This window comes from Streptomyces hilarionis, assembly GCF_024539675.1.
Lineage (GTDB): Bacteria > Actinomycetota > Actinomycetes > Streptomycetales > Streptomycetaceae > Streptomyces > Streptomyces hilarionis.
Genome location: NZ_JAHHIT010000189.1, coordinates 1 through 16566 on the forward strand (window position 1 = coordinate 1; position 16566 = coordinate 16566).

Annotated in this window: 18 protein-coding genes and 1 pseudogene; 9 read left to right on the forward strand and 10 right to left on the reverse strand. The window is 73.3% G+C overall.

Features of this window, described 5'->3' with window-relative positions; translation table 11 throughout:
* Positions 1–615: SCO2400 family protein (locus KMS84_RS33420; RefSeq protein ID WP_438819014.1), on the reverse strand; the 615-nt coding region annotated here is incomplete at its 3' end.
* A 297-nt stretch (positions 616–912) separates the two neighbouring features.
* Here KMS84_RS33420 and KMS84_RS33425 point away from each other — a divergent pair.
* Positions 913–2493 carry a right-handed parallel beta-helix repeat-containing protein gene (locus tag KMS84_RS33425; protein ID WP_256920272.1) on the forward strand — a complete coding sequence of 527 codons (1581 nt, stop codon included), beginning with the start codon at positions 913–915 and terminating at the stop codon, positions 2491–2493.
* Between the two features lie 74 nt (positions 2494–2567).
* Here KMS84_RS33425 and KMS84_RS33430 read toward each other — a convergent pair whose 3' ends face one another.
* The gene (locus KMS84_RS33430; protein WP_256920285.1) at positions 2568–3368 is read right to left on the reverse strand and encodes a GbsR/MarR family transcriptional regulator; all 801 of its coding nucleotides are present in this window, start codon (positions 3366–3368) and stop codon (positions 2568–2570) included.
* A 238-nt stretch (positions 3369–3606) separates the two neighbouring features.
* On the opposite strand from KMS84_RS33430, the gene KMS84_RS33435 reads away from it, so the two are divergent.
* From KMS84_RS33435 to KMS84_RS33445, 3 genes are all read left to right on the forward strand, one after another.
* The gene (locus tag KMS84_RS33435; RefSeq protein ID WP_256920273.1) at positions 3607–4275 is read left to right on the forward strand and encodes a DUF4097 family beta strand repeat-containing protein; all 669 of its coding nucleotides are present in this window, start codon (positions 3607–3609) and stop codon (positions 4273–4275) included.
* A gap of 72 nt (positions 4276–4347) precedes the next feature.
* Positions 4348–5310: an ATP-binding cassette domain-containing protein gene (locus KMS84_RS33440; protein WP_256920274.1), complete on the forward strand. Its 963-nt coding sequence runs from the start codon at positions 4348–4350 to the stop codon at positions 5308–5310.
* Positions 5307–6119, forward strand: coding sequence for an ABC transporter permease (locus tag KMS84_RS33445; protein ID WP_256920275.1), 813 nt, complete (start codon positions 5307–5309; stop codon positions 6117–6119). The genes KMS84_RS33440 and KMS84_RS33445 overlap by 4 nt, the downstream gene beginning before the upstream one ends.
* A gap of 136 nt (positions 6120–6255) precedes the next feature.
* Here the strand turns inward: KMS84_RS33445 and KMS84_RS33450 are convergent, their stop codons facing one another.
* Positions 6256–6957, reverse strand: coding sequence for a TetR/AcrR family transcriptional regulator (locus KMS84_RS33450; protein ID WP_256920276.1), 702 nt, complete (start codon positions 6955–6957; stop codon positions 6256–6258).
* 139 nt (positions 6958–7096) lie between these two features.
* Here KMS84_RS33450 and KMS84_RS33455 point away from each other — a divergent pair, with 139 nt between their 5' ends.
* Complete coding sequence (locus KMS84_RS33455) at positions 7097–8134, forward strand: medium chain dehydrogenase/reductase family protein (RefSeq protein ID WP_438819015.1); 1038 nt, start codon at positions 7097–7099, stop codon at positions 8132–8134.
* Positions 8135–8254: 120 nt separating this feature from the next.
* Here KMS84_RS33455 and KMS84_RS33460 read toward each other — a convergent pair whose 3' ends face one another.
* The 4 genes from KMS84_RS33460 to KMS84_RS33475 all read right to left on the reverse strand — a co-directional run bounded on the left by KMS84_RS33460 (position 8255) and on the right by KMS84_RS33475 (position 11531).
* Entirely contained in the window at positions 8255–9028 is a 774-nt protein-coding gene (locus KMS84_RS33460; RefSeq protein ID WP_256920277.1) for an SDR family NAD(P)-dependent oxidoreductase, read from the reverse strand.
* A gap of 239 nt (positions 9029–9267) precedes the next feature.
* Positions 9268–9483, reverse strand: a complete 216-nt coding sequence (locus KMS84_RS33465) for a CBS domain-containing protein (protein ID WP_438819016.1) — start codon at positions 9481–9483, stop codon at positions 9268–9270.
* Between the two features lie 146 nt (positions 9484–9629).
* Complete coding sequence (locus KMS84_RS33470; protein WP_256920278.1) at positions 9630–11126, reverse strand: DEAD/DEAH box helicase; 1497 nt, start codon at positions 11124–11126, stop codon at positions 9630–9632.
* A gap of 201 nt (positions 11127–11327) precedes the next feature.
* Positions 11328–11531 (reverse strand): cold-shock protein, encoded by a 204-nt coding sequence (locus KMS84_RS33475; RefSeq protein ID WP_030224351.1) that lies wholly within the window; start codon positions 11529–11531, stop codon positions 11328–11330.
* A 488-nt stretch (positions 11532–12019) separates the two neighbouring features.
* Here KMS84_RS33475 and KMS84_RS33480 point away from each other — a divergent pair, with 488 nt between their 5' ends.
* Entirely contained in the window at positions 12020–12883 is an 864-nt protein-coding gene (locus tag KMS84_RS33480) for a polysaccharide deacetylase family protein (RefSeq protein WP_256920279.1), read from the forward strand.
* Between the two features lie 76 nt (positions 12884–12959).
* On the opposite strand, the gene KMS84_RS33485 is transcribed toward KMS84_RS33480, so the two are convergent.
* Positions 12960–13310 (reverse strand): hypothetical protein, encoded by a 351-nt coding sequence (locus tag KMS84_RS33485; RefSeq protein WP_256920280.1) that lies wholly within the window; start codon positions 13308–13310, stop codon positions 12960–12962.
* Between the two features lie 125 nt (positions 13311–13435).
* Entirely contained in the window at positions 13436–14602 is a 1167-nt protein-coding gene (locus KMS84_RS33490) for a YihY/virulence factor BrkB family protein (protein ID WP_256920281.1), read from the reverse strand.
* Positions 14603–14824: 222 nt separating this feature from the next.
* Here KMS84_RS33490 and KMS84_RS33495 point away from each other — a divergent pair, with 222 nt between their 5' ends.
* Complete coding sequence (locus KMS84_RS33495) at positions 14825–15301, forward strand: SRPBCC family protein (protein WP_256920282.1); 477 nt, start codon at positions 14825–14827, stop codon at positions 15299–15301.
* Between the two features lie 93 nt (positions 15302–15394).
* Complete coding sequence (locus KMS84_RS33500) at positions 15395–15967, forward strand: MSMEG_6728 family protein (protein ID WP_256920283.1); 573 nt, start codon at positions 15395–15397, stop codon at positions 15965–15967.
* Here the strand turns inward: KMS84_RS33500 and KMS84_RS33505 are convergent.
* Complete coding sequence (locus KMS84_RS33505) at positions 15964–16143, reverse strand: hypothetical protein (protein WP_256920284.1); 180 nt, start codon at positions 16141–16143, stop codon at positions 15964–15966. The two genes, KMS84_RS33500 and KMS84_RS33505, sit on opposite strands and share 4 nt — an antisense overlap.
* Positions 16144–16267: 124 nt before the next feature.
* Here KMS84_RS33505 and KMS84_RS33510 point away from each other — a divergent pair.
* Positions 16268–16566 (forward strand): annotated as a pseudogene (locus tag KMS84_RS33510) (hypothetical protein); the annotation flags it as partial.

Genomic DNA, 16566 nt, shown 5'->3' on the forward strand with positions numbered 1-16566 from the left:
GGTGGGCCGGTGGGCGTCGGAGCGGGTCACGGTCGGGCGGGTGCGGTCGGAGGCGGGCTCCTCCCCGCCCGGCGCGGCGGGGAGTTCCGGCGCGGCGGCCGCCTGCGTCCGGTCGCCGCCCTGGCGGTCCAGCGCGGCGACGGTCAGCCCGCCTCCGACGAGCGCGACGGCGGTCGCGACGACGGCCCGCCGCTGGTGCTTCTTCCAGCGGGCCAGCTGCCGCCGCCGGGCGGCCCGTCCCCGCGGCGCGGCCGGCGCCGGCTCCACGGCGGGCGCGTCGGCGGGCCCTGCGGCCGCGAGGGGCGAGGGGTCGGCGGGCCGCCCGCCGGGCCGCTCGGAGGACGGCGCGGACGACGGTGCGGACGACGGCGCGTACGAGGCGGAGGGCGAGGTGCGGGGCGGTTCCCCGGGGGAGACGGTGGGCTCCGTACGGGGGGAGGGCTCCAGCCACGGCATGGGATGCGCGTACGTGGTCGTGTACATCGGCCGGGCGGCCCGGGCCGGGACGACGCGGTCGTGGGTGGTGACCGGGGCGATGTCCGGGGCGTAGGCCCCGCAGCCGGGACACGCCAGGGCGCCGTTGAGGTGTCGACGGCACGAGGAGCAGTAGTCCATTGCGGTCTTCCTGAGTTGACGTGCCGACACCCCGTGCGGGGCCGCGACCTGGTCACGTTCGCACGTGGGATCGAACGGCCGTCACGCTAACGAGTCGTTCGCGAGACGGTGTGCAGTCTGTGTGAGGCTCCTGCGCGAATCCCTTGAGGGCCTTGGGAACGCCGCATCCTGTGTCCATGCATATGAACAGGAATCAAGTACGCGACTCTTGACGCGTCCATATCAGCCCTCTAACTTCCGGGAGAAAGCGCTTTCCAGTTCGGCCGATCCCTACGCGACCCGTTCCTGGAGATGAACATGCAGCTGAGATCCGTCATGGCGTGCGTCAGCCTGGTGTCCGGCGCGCTCGTCGCCCTGTCCGGCCCCACGGCGCAGGCCGCCACCACCCGCTACGAGGCGGAGTCCTCCCCGGCGGTCTGCACCGGCACCGTCGACTCCGACTGGACCGGCTACTCCGGCAGCGGATTCTGCAACGGCGCCAACTCGACCAGCGGCCATGCCCAGTTCACGGTGACCGCGGCCACGGCAGGCACGGCCGCCCTGAGCGTCCGCTTCGCCAACGGGACCGCGGCCGCCCGCGCGGCCTCCCTGGTCGTCAACGGCGTCACCGTCCAGACCCCGTCCTTCGAGGCCACCGGAGCCTGGTCGACCTGGGTCACCAAGACCTTCACCGTCACCCTGAACGCCGGCGCCAACACGATCCGGCTCGCCCCGACCACGGCCGCCGGGCTGCCCAACGTCGACTACGTCGACGCGGTGACGACCGACGGCGGGACCACCCCGCCCGCCGGGGGCGCGATCTACGTCTCGCCGGCCGGCGTCGACGGCGCGGCCGGCACCCAGTCCGCGCCCACCACCCTGACCTCGGCGATCAGCCGGGTCTCCGCGGGCGGGACGATCTACCTGCGCGGCGGCACGTACTCCTACGCCTCCACGGTCACCGTCCCGCAGACCAGCAACGGCACGGCCGCCGCCCGCACCACGCTGTCCGCCTACCCGGGCGAGAAGCCGGTCCTCGACTTCTCCGCGCAGAGCGAGAGCGCGGCGAACCGGGGGCTTCAGCTCTTCGGCTCGTACTGGCACGTGTACGGCCTCGCCGTGCAGCACGCCGGTGACAACGGGATCTACGTGGGCGGCAGCCACAACGTCATCGAGCGCACGGTGACGGCGTACAACCGCGACACGGGACTCCAGCTCGGCCGGATCGCCTCCACCACGCCGAGCAGCCAGTGGCCGTCCGACAACCTCGTCCTGAGCGCCGAGTCGCACGACAACGCCGACTCCGACGGCGAGGACGCCGACGGTTTCGCCGCCAAGCTCACCACCGGCGCCGGCAACGTCTTCCGCTACGCCGTCTCGCACCACAACATCGACGACGGCTGGGACCTCTACACCAAGACGGACACCGGCCCGATCGGCCCGGTGACCGTCGAGGACTCGCTGTCCTACGGCAACGGCACCCTCTCCGACGGCACCGTGAACGCCAACGGCGACCGCAACGGCTTCAAGCTCGGCGGCGACGACATCGCGGTGAACCACGTCGTCCGGCGCAGCATCGCCTTCCACAACGGCAAGCACGGGTTCACCTACAACAGCAACCCGGGCTCCATGGCCGTCTCGAACAACCTCAGCATCGACAACGCCCAGCGCAACTACTCGTGGGACGCGGGGACGTCGGTGTTCCGCGGCAACACCTCGTGCCGGTTCGGCGTGACCGGCTCGAACGACAAGACCGTCGGTGACGCCGACGCCACCAACCAGTTCTGGACCGGCGCCAACGGCTCGCGCTGCGCCTCCTACTCGGGGGCCCTCGGCTGGTCCTTCGCCTCGGACGGCCGTCTCGTGGTGACCCTGGGGGGCAGGCAGGTGACGCTGTGACCGCCGGGCGCGGGCACGACTGACGCACCGGCGGCGGCGAGGGCCCGGGTCACGCGACCCGGGCCCTCGGCGGGTCAGGCGGAGGGCGGCGGGACCGCCGGGGAGCCGGACGCAGTGGATTCGGGCGCCGTGGCTCGGGGCGTGGCGGGCTCGGGCGTCGCGGGCCGCGGCGGTGTGGAGAGGATCGCGCGGGCCTGCTCCGCCGCGCGGGTGGTGCTCTCGCTGACGAAGTCGAGGAAGCGGGCGACGTTCTCCAGGCGGGTGGCGGCCGGCGTGCCCGGGCCGAGGACGCCGACGCCCTGCCGGGCGATCGCGATGACCTGGAGCAGGGCCCGGGCGGAGGCGATCATCGACTGGTACCAGACGTCGTCGTCGACGACGTAGCGCTCGCGACGGCGTTCGTCGCGTTCTCGGCGCACCAGGCCCTGGCTCTCCAGGAACGCGACCGCCTTGGAGATCGACGCCGGGCTGACCTGGAGGCGCTGGACGAGTTCGGCCGCGGTGAGGCTGCCCGAGTCGGTGAGGGTGAGGCAGGTCAGGACCCGGGCCATCATCGCGGGCGTGCCGGATCCTATGAGGACGGTGGTGAAGAGCTCCTCGTACTCGCGCATGGCCTCCGGGTCGCGCCCGTGCGCCTGCGGGGGCGCCTGCGCTCCCCGGGGCGCGGCGGGCCGGCGCCGGTGGGTGCGGCGCTCGGTGGCGCGGTGGGCCAGGTCGGCGCGGTAGGAGGCGGGGCCGCCGTTGCGCATCACCTCGCGCGTGATCGTCGAGGTCGGCCGGTCGAGACGCCTGGCGATCTCCGCGTAGGCGAGGCCGTCGGCCAGTCCCAGCGCGATCTGCTGGCGTTCCTGCTGGGTGAGCCTGCCTCCCGGCATCGCGATCTCCTCCATGGTGCCGTTTCCCGCTCCGTGCTGGTGTCCAGCATAGCGTTCGCTTCCATTTCATTGCAACGTGAGGGGGTGCTTCGTTGCGTTAAATTCTGGACCGTTGCAATGAAATAGGCTTGTTGAGCTGGCCATATGTGCTTTGGATGCAACAACAGTATTGAGAGATCGGTGAACGCAACGTAGCTTTTCCTCTGTCGGAAACAGTCAGTCGTCAGAGGAGAGAACGATGCAGAAGTTCGCCACCCCCGCCCCGGTGTCCGCCGTCCTCGACGTCCCCGCCGGACGCATCCGGTTCATCGCCGCCGACCGGTCCGACAGCACGGTCGAGGTCCTGCCCGCGAACGCCTCGAACGGCAGCGACGTCAAGGCGGCCGAGCGGATCACGGTGGACTACGCCGACGGCGTCCTGCGCATCGAGGCCGCTCCGGCGAAGAGCCGGATCCTCGGCAGCTCCGGGGCCGTCGAGGTGACCGTTCAGCTGCCCGTCGGCTCCCACGTCGAGGCCAGGACGGCGAGCGGCGAGCTCCGGGGCGTCGGACGGCTCGGCGACGTCGCCTTCGAGGGCGCGCAGGGCTCGGTCAAGCTCGACGAGACCGCGAGCGCCCGCCTCGTGCTCATGGCGGGCGACATCACGGTCGGCCGGCTGGGCGGCCCCGCGGAGATCAGCACCCAGAAGGGCGACATCAGCGTCGCCGAGGCCGTGCGCGGCACCGTCACGCTGCGCACCGAGGCCGGCGGCATCTCGGTCGGCGCCGCGCGCGGGGTCTCCGCCGCCCTGGACGCCGGCACCGGCTTCGGCCGCGTCCACAACGCGCTGCGCAACGCCGACGGCGTCGCCGCCCTGAGCATCCACGCGACCACCGCCTACGGCGACATCACCGCCCGCAGTCTCTGAACCACCGCCCCACAGCGCCCGACGTCACGGGCCCGCAGCCTCGATCCGCAGTTCCCGAAGGAGAAGAACCCCATGAAAGGCCTGGCCATCGCGGCGAACGGGCTGCGCAAGTCCTACGGTGACAAGACCGTGCTCGACGGGGTCGACCTGGCGGTCCCGGAAGGGACGATCTTCGCCCTGCTGGGCCCGAACGGGGCCGGCAAGACCACCGCCGTCAAGATCCTCTCCACGCTCGTCTCCCCCGACCCCGCCTCCGGCGAGATCCGCGTCGGCGGCCACGACCTCGCCGCCGACCCGCAGGCGGTCCGCGCCGCGATCGGCGTCACCGGCCAGTTCTCCGCGGTCGACGGGCTGATCACCGGTGAGGAGAACATGCTCCTCATGGCGGACCTGCACCACCTCTCCCGCGACGAGGGCCGGCGGGCCGCCGCCCGACTGCTCGAGCGCTTCGACCTGGTGGAGGCCGCGAAGAAACCCGCCTCCACCTACTCCGGCGGCATGAAGCGCCGCCTCGACATCGCCATGACCCTGGTCGGCGGCCCGCGGATCATCTTCCTCGACGAGCCCACCACCGGCCTGGACCCCCGCTCCCGGCACACCATGTGGCAGATCATCCGCGAGCTGGTGTCCGACGGCGTCACGGTCTTCCTCACCACGCAGTACCTCGAGGAGGCCGACGAACTCGCCGACCGCATCGCGGTGCTGAACGACGGCAGGATCGCCGCCGAGGGCACCGCCGGGGAACTCAAGCGGCTGGTCCCCGGCGGACACGTGCGGCTCCGCTTCTCCGACCCCGCCCGCCACCGCGACGCCCTCTCCGCCCTGGCCGACGCCATCGGCGACGACGAGGCCCTGACGGTGCAGATCCCCAGCGGCGGCAGCCAGCGCGAGCTGCGCTCCGTCCTCGACCGGCTGGACCGTGCCGGCATCGAGGCCGACGAGCTGACCGTGCACACCCCCGACCTCGACAACGTCTTCTTCGCCCTGACCGGCAGCGCCGGCCTTCCCCACCAGTCCAAGGAGTCCGTCCGATGAGCGCTCCCCTGGCTCCCGCCCGCCCCTCCCGGTTCTCCCTCGCCGCCCGCGACTCACGGACGATGCTGCGCCGCAACCTCCTGCACGCCCGGCGCTACCCCTCCCTCACCCTGAACCTGCTGCTCACGCCGGTCATGCTGCTGCTGCTCTTCGTCTACATCTTCGGCGGCGTGATGAGCGCGGGGATCGGCGGCGCCGACCGCTCCGACTACGTCGCCTACATCGTCCCGGGCATCCTGATGATGACCGTCGGCGGCACGGTGATCGGGACCGCGGTGTCGGTCGCCACCGACATGAACGAGGGCATCATCGCCCGCTTCCGCACCATGGCGATCCACCGCGGGTCGGTGCTCGTGGGGCACGTCGTCGGCAGCGTGCTCCAGTGCGTCGCCGGCGTGCTCGTCGTCGGCGCGGTCGCCGTGGCCATCGGCTTCCGCTCCACCGACGCCGGCGCCCTGGAGTGGCTGGCCGCGTTCGGGCTGCTCACGATGTTCGCCCTGGCGCTCACCTGGATCGCGGTCGGGATGGGCCTGGCCAGCCCGAACGCCGAGGCGGCCGCCAACAGCGCCCAGCCGCTGATCCTCCTGCCGCTCATCTCCAGCGCCTTCATCCCGGCCGACTCGATGCCGGGCTGGTTCCGGCCGATCGCCGAGTACCAGCCGTTCACGCCCGCCATCGAGACCCTGCGCGGGCTGCTGCTCGGCACCGGGATCGGCCACAACGGGTGGCTCGCGGTCGCCTGGTGCGTCGGCCTGACCGCCCTCGGCTACCGCTGGTCGACCGCGCAGTTCCGCCGCGACCCGAAGTAGCCGCAGGTCCCCCACCGTTCCGCCCGAGGGCGGCGTGCCCCGGCCCCCGGCCGGCGTGCGCCGCCTCTCTCGCGTCGCGGGCCCCGGTGTTCCCGGCCGTCGTTCGTCCGGCCTGCGTGTCGCGGGCCCGTCGTCGTCAGCTCGTGGGCCCGGCGGTCAAAGTGGTGAGCTCCGCCGCGAAGAGGTGGGCGGGGTCGAAGCCCATGCCGGTGAAGTGGCCCGCCAGTTCCAGGGACAGGACGCCGTGCAGCCGCGTCCAGAAGGCGAGGGCCCGGCGCAGGGCGGCGGGCGGGGCGGGATGGCCGTCCGCCCACTGCGGGCCGAGGCCTTCGAGCCGGGCGGCGAACGGGGCGGCCGGGTCGTCGGAGGGGGCGGCCGGGGCCTCGGACGGGGTGGCCGGGTCGTCGGAGGGGACGCCTGCGCTCGCGTCGAGCAGGCTGGTCATGATCTCCGCCGCGAGGGCGGTCACGTCGTCGGGCGCGTGGTAGCCGGGGACCGGGGTGCCGTAGACGAGGAAGTACCGCTGGGGGTCGTCCAGCGCCCAGGCCCGCAGCGTGTGCGCCAGCCCGGCGAGGCCGGTCCCCTGCGCCGCGGCCGTGCGGAAGGCGTCGGCGAGGCTGCGGTACGCGTCCCTGATCAGCGCGGTGATCAGCTCGTCGCGCCCCGCGAAGTAGCGGTACAGCGCCGGCCCGCTCAGCCCCATCTGCTTGGCGATCGCGTTGAGGGAGAGCCCGGACGCCCCCGCCGTGGCGATCTGTTCCCACGCCCGCTGCTTGATCTCCGCGCGGACCTGGGCCCGGTAGCGCTCGCGCGGGGTCGTCGTGCCCGTCTCCGCCATGGTGTGCCGCCGCCTTCCCGTTCAGGATAGTTAGACGTTATCACGAAGGTTATTGACACTGACTCCGGCGTTGCGTTACAACTTCTAACGAACACAAGCACAGCTAACCGGCTGTGGCCGTGAACCGCTGGAGGCCGTCGTGCACCACACCGCCGAAGAACTCGTCGAGATCGTCCTGCCGGGCAAGGTCGAGCCCGAGGGCCTGAAGATCCGGCGCGGGCGCGTCCCCGTCCCGGGCCCCGGCCAGGTCCTGGTCCGGATGGAGGCGACCGGGGTCTCCTTCGCCGAGCAGCAGATGCGCCGCGGCCGGTACTACGACCAGCCGCCGTTCCCCTTCGTGCCCGGCTACGACCTGGTCGGCACGGTCCAGGCGACCGGCGAGGGCGTCGCGGCCCACCTGGCCGGCCGGCGGGTGGCGGCCCTGGTCAAGGTCGGCGCCTGGGCCAGCCATGTGCTCGTGGACGCGGCCGACGCCGTGCCGGTGCCCGACGGGATCGACCCGTGCGAGGCGGAGACGCTGGTCGTCAACGGCATCACCGCCTGGCAGATGCTGCACCGCAGGGCGCGGGTCCGCGCCGGGCAGACCGTCCTGGTGCACGGCGCCAACAGCGGTGTCGGGACGATCCTCGTCCAGCTCGCCCGGGCGGCCGGCGCGCGGGTGATCGGCACGGCGTCGGCCCGCCACCACGACGCCCTGCGGGAACAGGGGGTCACCCCCGTCGACTACCGCTCCGGGGACGTCGCCGCGCACGTCCGCGCACTCGCCCCCGAGGGCGTGGACGCGGTCTTCGACCACGTCGGCGGCCGGGGCATCGTCGACTCCTGGAAGCTGCTCGCGCCCGGCGGCACGCTCGTCTCGTACGGGACCGCCTCCACCCGGGACGACGAGGGCTCCCAGCAGTGGCCCGTGCTCAAGCTCGTCGGACGGCTGTGGCTGTGGAACGCGCTGCCCAACCGCCGCCGCGCCTGCTTCTTCAACGTGTGGGCGGGCCGCGCCCTGGCCGGGAACCGTTTCCGGGCCCGGCTGCGCGCGGACCTCACCGCGCTCTTCGCGGCGCTGGAGCGGGGCGACGTCACCCCCCGGATCGCGGCCCGGTACCCGCTCGCCGACGTCGCCGGGGCCCTGCGCATGGCCGAGTCCGGCACGGTCGCGGGCAAGGTCCTCCTCACCCCGTAGAACCGCGTAGCACCGCGTGCTCGAGGGGTGAGGACCACGGCCCGAGGTCTCCGGCCCGCGGACCACGGGCCCGATCGCCCTCGTCCGGCCGCCCGGCGCGCAGCCGGCCGACGGGGCGGGTCAGCTGGGGAACATCCCGGCGGTGGCGTTGACCCAGGTGCCGGTGACGGCGACGCCCGCGTCGGAGGCGAGGAACGTGGCCAGCGCGGCGATGTCCGCGATCCGCGGCGAACGCCGCGTCATCCGCATCCCGTCCAGGTGGGCGCGGATGCCCTCCACCGCGGCCTCGTCGGCGGCCGGCGCGCCCGCGGCCGTCAGCTTCTCGGGGGTCAGGGCGTCGACGACGCCGGCGGTCCAGATCCCGCAGACACGGACGCCCGCCGGCCCGACCTCCTGCGCGAACTGGCGGACCATCGCGTCCAGCGCGCCGTCGGCGGCGCCGGTTCCGCCCAGCATCGGGGTGCCGTTGGCCGACCCGCTGTTCAGGGAGAGGATCACGCCCGACCCCTGCGCGGACATCCGGCGGGCAGCCGCCCGGGCGGTGACGAACTGGCAGGCGAGGCCCCGCAGGACCGGCCGGGTGTAGTCCTCGACCGACATCTCGGTCAGCGGCACGCCCTGGAGGTCGCCGCGCGGCACGAGGTTGAAGGAGACGTCGAGCCGGCCCGCCCGTTCGACGACGGACGTCGCGTGGGCCTCGACGGCGTGCTCGTCCCGTGCGTCCAGCACGTCGTACTCCGCGCCCGTCCCGGCGGCGGCCTTGCGCAGCGTCTCCTCCGTGCGGCCGACGAGGAACACCCGGGCCCCCGCCGCCGCGTAGGCCCGCGCCACGCCCGCGCCCAGCGATCCCGCTCCGCCGTAGACGACCGCGACCTTGTTCTCCAGGCTCTTCACCCTGCGCCACCCCCCCTCGCATCGGGCGCCGTGCGCGCCCGTCACCCGGTAGGACGCCGCCGCCGGGGAAACCTCGTCGCCCGGCGGACCCCGAAGTGTCGTGGGCGGTCCGGACCCGGGGAACGGGCGCGGCCGAGAGGGGGTGATCCCGGCGATCCGCCCCGCCCCGCCCCGTCCCGCGCCCGCGGCACGTCCATGAGCGGTGCCGCGGGACGCCGGTCCGGCCGGCGAGGCGTGCCTCAGGCGGGCGGGGCTCCGGGGACGTCGCGCAGCCGGATCCGGTCCGAGTACGCGGGGGAGTCGCGGAAGGCGGTGAGCCGGGCGCGGCTGACGGCGCCCGTGTACTGGTCGTCCCCGTCGCACAGGACGAGGTACTCGACTCCCGCGCCGGCCATCAGGGAGAGGGCCACCTCGACGGTCATGTCGTCGAGGACCCGGGGCCCGGACGGCTCCACGCCGTGGACCCTGGTGGAGGGAGCGGAATCCGCCCGGTGCTGTCGCGTGCGAACCGGTGTCAAAGATGCCTCCTGCCGAAGTGGATGAAGCCGACCGCCCCCGACCGGCGCGTACGGCGCGCCGGTCGGGGGCGGGGTGGGACGCCTCAGGCCGCCGGGCCGGCGACGGGGCGCCGCCTGCCGGCGCGCTGGGCCGGCTCCCGGTCGGGCCGGCCCGTGCCGCGCCGTCCCCGGTAGCCCGTGGACGAGCCCGACGCCGACGCGGCGGACCCGGTGCGCCGGGGGCGCTTCGCGGCCGGCGGCGCGGCGATGACGACCGGGATGCCGGACGGAGCCTGGGCGCCCGTGATGCGGTTCAGCTCGGCCTCGCCCGCACGCACCGGGGTGACCTGGGGGGAGATGCCGGCCGTGGCCATCAGCCGCGTCATGCCGCGCCGCTGGGCGGGGGTCACCAGGGTGACGACGCTGCCGGACTCGCCGGCCCGGGCGGTGCGGCCGCCGCGGTGCAGGTAGTCCTTGTGGTCGCTCGGCGGGTCGACGTTGACGACGAGGTCGAGGTTGTCGACGTGGATGCCGCGCGCGGCGACGTTGGTCGCCACCAGCACCGTCACCTGCCCGGTCTTGAACTGGGCCAGGGTGCGGGTGCGCTGCGGCTGGGACTTCCCGCCGTGCAGGCCGGCCGCGCGCACGCCGCTGTTGAGCAGGTGCGTGGTCAGCCGGTCCACCGCGTGCTTGGTGTCCAGGAACATGATCACCCGGCCGTCGCGGGCCGCGATCTCGGTGGTGGTGCGGTGCTTGTCGGCGTCGTGCACATGGAGCACGTGGTGCTCCATCGTGGTGACCGCGCCGGCCGACGGGTCGACGGAGTGCACCACCGGGTCGCTGAGGTAGCGGCGGACGAGCAGGTCGACGTTGCGGTCCAGGGTGGCGGAGAACAGCATCCGCTGCCCGTCGGGGCGCACCTGGTCGAGCAGCGCGGTGACCTGGGGCATGAAGCCCATGTCGGCCATCTGGTCGGCCTCGTCGAGGACGGTGACGGCGACGTCGTCGAGGACGCAGTCGCCGCGGTCGATGAGGTCCTTGAGTCGTCCCGGCGTCGCCACGACGATCTCGGACCCGTTGCGCAGCGCGGAGGCCTGCCTGCCGATCGGCATCCCGCCGACCACGGTGGCCAGTCGCAGCCGCACGGAGCGGGCGTACGGGGTCAGCGCGTCGGTGACCTGCTGGGCGAGCTCGCGGGTCGGTACGAGGACGAGCGCGAGCGGCCGCCGGGGCTCGGCGCGCCGGCCCTCGGTGCGGGCCAGTGCCGCGAGGCCGAAGGCGAGGGTCTTGCCCGAGCCGGTGCGGCCGCGGCCGAGCACGTCGCGGCCGGCCAGCGAGTTCGGCAGGGTCGCCGCCTGGATCGGGAACGGCACGCTCACGCCCTGCTGGCCGAGCGCGGCCAGCAGCGGGGCCGGCAGGGCGAGGTCGGCGAAGGACTCGACGGCGGGCAGCGAGGGGGTGACCGTCTTCGGCAGGGCGAATTCGCCCTGCGGCGCGGACGGCCGGCGGCCGGAGCCGGAGGAGCGGCGGGAGCCGCCGGAACGACCGCCGTTCGAGCTTCCGAAACGGTCATAAGTGCGAGTTTTCTGCGCACGGTTCATGAAGAAACCTTCCTTGATACGGGCGCGTGCCAAGGAATTCCGCAGCGAGTTGAACAGCGCAGAAAATCGCGGGAACGAGCCGAAAAACGGGGGCCGGAGTACCGGCGGACGGGGAGGGAAAACACCCGGAAATGCAACAGCCGGGGCCCGCACCCCAAGGTGCGGGCCCCAGCTGCAGAAGTATGCGTCAGCGCGCCTGTGTCAGGCGGGGACGATGTTCTCGGCCGTCGGGCCCTTCTGGCCCTGCGCGATGTCGAACGACACCTTCTGGCCTTCCTGGAGCTCACGGAAGCCCTGGGCGGCGATGTTCGAGTAGTGGGCGAAGACGTCGGCGCCGCCGCCGTCCTGCTCGATGAAGCCGAAGCCCTTTTCCGCGTTGAACCACTTCACAGTGCCGGTAGCCATAACTGTCTCCTTCGGGACGGTGCTCGGAGTTCGCCCTGTGCCAACTCCGGTCGCCGTGATGATCAACCCGTCGGAAAACCTCAAGGCAACCACAACTGCAACTGGTCTCGACACTAGCACGGCGTCATTCTGCCGGGGCGAAAAATAATTCCGACCGACTTCCGGTCCGGGGAATACCCGTCGCGCGCGACGACTATTTCTCCTGCCGCGGACGTAGATATTCCCCTGCCGGGACTCCTGCCTTCTCGGTGGCCGCGGGCGTCGCGAGGCTGTGACCTGCCCTGATGCCGTGTTCGCGCCTGTCCCGCCGCCCCCGGCCAGGGCGTTCTCGAACCGGGCGGCATCCGGTGCCGAGACGAAGGACACATCACTCGGGTGGCGGTGGTCCCGGGGGTGAACCCGCAGGCCAGAGTGTGGAACCCCGGACATCAGTTCGGCGTCAAGCATGTCGGACAGACTGGTGTTCGGACGACTCGGGGCGGGGCGCGGTGGACAGGCGGATCAAGACGGCGGCGACGGCCTGTCTCCTTCTCGCGGCGGGACTGGCCGCGGGCTGCACGGCCGGATCCTCCGCGGCCTCGGGCTCCGGCTCCGCCACGCCGGACGGCTCCGCCTCGCCCACCCGGGCCGCGCGGGGCGAGGGGGGCGCGGCGGCGCAGGAGGCCGTGCGGGCCGCGTACCGCAAGTGGGGTCTCAAGCCGCTGGCCACGCCGCCCGCCCCGCCCGCGACGAAACCGGCGGGGCGCAAGGCCGCCGGCGGCCAGGTCCCGGTGATCAGCGAGATACCCACCACGCGGAAGATCGTCTTCCTCACGTTCGACGACGGCGCGGAGAAGGACCCGCGGTTCGTCACGATGATGCGCGAGCTGAGGATTCCCTTCACGATGTTCCTCACGGACGCCGCGATCAGCGCCGACTACGGGTACTTCAAGCCGCTCCAGGCCCTCGGCGCCGGGGTGCAGAACCACACGCTGACGCATCCGAACCTGCGCACCCTGGGCGCGGCCGCCCAGAAGCACGAGATCTGCGGCCAGCAGCAGAAGCTCAAGGAGCACTACGGCTCCGCGCCCCGGCTGTTCCGTCCGCCGTACGGCAACTACAACGAGGACACCCGGGCGGCCGCGGCGGCCTGCGGCATGGAGAGCATCGTCCTGTGGCGCGAGTCCATGCAGATCACGAACATGCAGTACCAGCGCGGCGACAAGAAGCTCCACCCGGGCGACATCATCCTGGCCCACTTCCGCGGACCGTCCGAGCTCAAGGGCACCACCATGACGGAGATGACGGCCAACCTGCTGCGCCACATCCAGGAACAGGGCTACACGGTCGCCCGCCTGGAGGACTACCTGTAGCCGCGCGCACGGGAGAGCGCTCGGCGCCCGCCCCCGCCCGTCCGGCCCCCGTCGACGACGCTCGTGGTCGATACAGCTAGCGCGCGCCGACCGTGGTGTCGCGGGCCGCGGTCTCGCGGACGTGCGGGTGGAAGGAACGCGGACGCTCCCGGTGGGTGACGGGACGCCGCTCGGCGTCGCCCGGCGCGGGCGCCCCGCGGCCGACGGCCGCCCGGGCGACGGGAGGCGCGGAGCCGACCCGGTCACCGGGTCCGGGGGATGCGACGGCCGCGCCGACGTCACCGGCGCGGCTCCCCGGCCGGTGCGGTCCCCCGACCCCGTCGCGGTGACGGCCCGGCCCGGAGCGGTGCGTCGCTCCCCAGCGCAGCAGCAGCACGAAGGCGACGAGGGTCGCCGCCGCGAGGGCGAGAGGGGGGTGAGCGCTCACGGTGTTCCTTCCGGGCGGGCGGGCCGCCGGTTCGGCGTTCCTGCCGGTCGGACACCCCGGTACCCCGGACGGCCCCGCCCTACCGCGCGTCCGGCCGCCGTCACCGAAAGGTGTCCCGCCCGGGCTCACGTCCCCAGGCGTCGGCGGTCCTCCTCGTCCCACGCGCGGGTGTCGCGCGGCTGGACGTAGGGCTCGTCGTCGGCCGGGTGGCCGCCCGCGACGGCGCGCTGGCGCACCATCTCCGCGTCGAACTCCAGGCCCAGGAGGATCGCCAGGTTCGTGATCCACAACCACACCAGGAAGACGATCACGCCGGCCAGGGCTCCGTAGGTCTTGTTGTACGACCCGAAGTTCGCCACGTACAGCGCGAACCCGGCGGAGGCGACCATCCAGATCAGCAGGGCGAGGAAGCTGCCCGGGGTGATCCAGCGGAAGCCGCGCACCCTGGCGTTCGGCGTCGCCCAGTAGAGCAGTCCGATCATGGCGGTGACCAGCACCACCAGCACCGGCCACTTGGCGATCGACCAGGCCGTCAGGCCCGCGTCGCCGACTCCCAGCGCCGTGCCCGCCTGGCGGGCGAGGCCGCCGGTGAAGACGACGATCAGCGCGCTGACCACGGCCATGATCATCAGGGCCACGGTCACCCCGACCCGCACCGGCAGCACCTTCCACACCGGACGGCCCTCGGGGACGTCGTAGACGGCGTTGGCGCTGCGGATGAACGCGGCGACGTACCCGGAGGCCGACCACACCGCCAGCACCAGGCCGACGACCGCCATGACCGAGCCGATGCCGCCCCTGCCCTCCATCTGCCGCACGGCGCTGCGCAGGACGTCCTGCGCGGGACCCGGCGCCAGCTTCTGGATGTTGTCCAGGACCGTCTGCGTCGCCGAATGACCGACGACGCCCAGCAGCGACACCAGCGCCAGCAGCGCGGGGAACAACGCCAGGATCGAGTAGTAGGTCAGGGCCGCGGCCCGGTCGCTCAGCTCGTCCTTCTTGAACTCCTTCAGCGTGCCTTTGAGTACCGCCGACCACGACCGCCGGGGCAGGTCGGCCGGGCTGTCCGGCGCGCGCCGCTCCACCCGCTCGTCCGGACCGGCGGAGACCGCGTCCCCTTCGCCCCGGCCTTCGCCGCCCCGGTCGTGGCCGCTCCGGCCCTCGCCGGCGTCCCGTTCCTCGCGCCCGGGCCCTTCGGCGACCGCGGCCCGCACCGTCTCGTCCTCGTGCGCGGCGGCGTCGCGCCCCTCGTGGCGTCCGTGCCACCCGCGCCGCTTCAGTGTCCGTGTCATGCCGTCCGGGTATCCGGCCCGGCGCGGCCCATACGCAGATTTCCGGCAAACAGGACTTTTTTCGCTGTCCGGAGTCTGTTCGTCCGTGCGGGTCTTCGGGCCGGCCCGCGCGGGTACCCGGCGACGGCGCGACGGCCGCGGGCGCCGAGACGCGGCGGCGCGGCAGCACGACAGCACGACAGCACGACAGGCAGAGACACGACCAGCGACCGGGAGGTCCGCATGAGCACGGTGAAGGACGCGGTGGACGTCGAGGTGCCGGTCCGCACGGCCTACGACCAGTGGACGCAGTTCGAGGAGTTCCCGAACTTCATGGAGGGTGTCGAGGAGGTGCGCCAGCTCGACGAGCGGCACAACCACTGGACCACCAGGATCGGCGGGGTGCGGCGCGAGTTCGACACCGAGATCGTCGACCAGCTGCCGGACGACCGCATCACCTGGCGGGTCGTCGGCGGCGAGACGCAGCAGCGGGGATCGGTCAGGTTCGAGCGACTGGACGACACCCACACCCGGGTGGAGCTCGTGATGGACGTCGAGCCCTCCGGGATGGCCGAGAAGGGCGCCGACCTGCTCGGCATGATCGACCGCCGGGTCAAGGGCGACCTCCACCGCTTCAAGGACTACGTCGAGGGCCGCGGCGGCGGGACCGGCGGCTGGCGCGGACGCATCCGCCCCGGAGACCCCGGCACCACCCTCTGACCCGCGGAGGACGCCGACGGGTTCCGGGTCCGGTCAGGGAAGAGGACGCCGACAGGCTCTGAGACGCCGGCAGGCTCGGAAAGGTGCGGCGGTATGCAGACCTTCCTGCCCTACCCCGATTTCAGGGCCTCGGCGCTCGTTCTGGACCGGCGGCGGCTGGGGAAGCAGCGGGTCGAGGCGATCCAGGTGCTGCGCGGTCTCGTCCGGCCCGGGTACGGATGGCGCAGGCATCCGGCCGTGCGCATGTGGGCGGGGTACGAGGAGGCGCTGGTCCGGTACGGGCTGGAGATCTGCCGGGCGTGGTGCGACCTGGGCCACCAGGACACCTGCGCGGCCACGCTGGTCGCGGACTTCACGGCGTCCCGTCCTCTGCCGCCCACCGCGACCCCGGGCGCGCCGGCCCGGGACCAGGCCCGGCTGGCCGACGCAGGGGAACTGCCCCCGTGGCTCGGCGAGGACGTCTTCCACCGCAGTCACCGCTCGGCGCTGGTGCGCAAGGACCCGGACGTCTACATCCCGCTCTTCCCCGATGTGCCGGACGACCTGCCCTACGTGTGGCCGGCCTCGGATCGCGGGGACGACGGCTCGGACGGGGGCGCCGGAGGCGGACGTCGGGGCGGCGGCTCCTCTCCCGTCGTCGGGCCGGGCCCCGGCCCGACCCGCTAGCCCGAGGGGTGGGCGGCGGGGGTGGCGCGGGTGGCGGTCGCCAGGTCTCCCTCCCCGCGCGAGACCGCGCGTCCGTCGGCCGACCGCGCGCCCGCGAGCCCGAGCGCCCGTCGGCCGCCGCGTCCGCCGGCCCGCGGGGCGAACGGCACGGAAACGAGCGCCGACGCCGCGCCCACGGGACGGACAAGAGCGCGCGGAAAGTTTTGCCGGGGGCACGACAAGTGGGGTAACCGGCGGTAACTTCGGATTCGCTTCCCTGGCAACCGCTTTCACTCCCCACTCCCCAGGAGACACCCCCGCATGCGCAGACCTCTCGCCTGCCTGGGCGCCGCCGCCGCCCTCGGCGGGCTCGCCCTCGCCGCCCTCCCCACGGCGGCCGCAGCCACCCCCACGAGCCCGACCGCCACCGCGAGCACGACCGCCGCCACGGCCACCGCCGCCGCGGCGGCCGTGACGGCCGGGGACTCGGGCCGCTTCACCGTGCTCAGCTACAACGTGGCGGGCCTGCCCGAGATCATCTCCAGCGCGTCGACGCCGCGTGACACCAGCACCACGGCGATCGGCCGGCGCATCGCCCCCTACGACGTCGTGCACGTCGA

Coding starts and splice junctions, on each gene's coding strand:
- KMS84_RS33425 (WP_256920272.1), top strand. CDS start 913: ATGCAGCTGAGATCCGTCATGGCGTGCGTCAGCCTGGTGTCCGGCGCG.
- KMS84_RS33490 (WP_256920281.1), bottom strand. CDS start 14,602: ATGACACGGACACTGAAGCGGCGCGGGTGGCACGGACGCCACGAGGGG.
- KMS84_RS33500 (WP_256920283.1), top strand. CDS start 15,395: ATGCAGACCTTCCTGCCCTACCCCGATTTCAGGGCCTCGGCGCTCGTT.
- KMS84_RS33445 (WP_256920275.1), top strand. CDS start 5,307: ATGAGCGCTCCCCTGGCTCCCGCCCGCCCCTCCCGGTTCTCCCTCGCC.
- KMS84_RS33450 (WP_256920276.1), bottom strand. CDS start 6,957: ATGGCGGAGACGGGCACGACGACCCCGCGCGAGCGCTACCGGGCCCAG.
- KMS84_RS33430 (WP_256920285.1), bottom strand. CDS start 3,368: ATGCCGGGAGGCAGGCTCACCCAGCAGGAACGCCAGCAGATCGCGCTG.
- KMS84_RS33475 (WP_030224351.1), bottom strand. CDS start 11,531: ATGGCTACCGGCACTGTGAAGTGGTTCAACGCGGAAAAGGGCTTCGGC.
- KMS84_RS33435 (WP_256920273.1), top strand. CDS start 3,607: ATGCAGAAGTTCGCCACCCCCGCCCCGGTGTCCGCCGTCCTCGACGTC.
- KMS84_RS33470 (WP_256920278.1), bottom strand. CDS start 11,126: ATGAACCGTGCGCAGAAAACTCGCACTTATGACCGTTTCGGAAGCTCG.
- KMS84_RS33495 (WP_256920282.1), top strand. CDS start 14,825: ATGAGCACGGTGAAGGACGCGGTGGACGTCGAGGTGCCGGTCCGCACG.
- KMS84_RS33440 (WP_256920274.1), top strand. CDS start 4,348: ATGAAAGGCCTGGCCATCGCGGCGAACGGGCTGCGCAAGTCCTACGGT.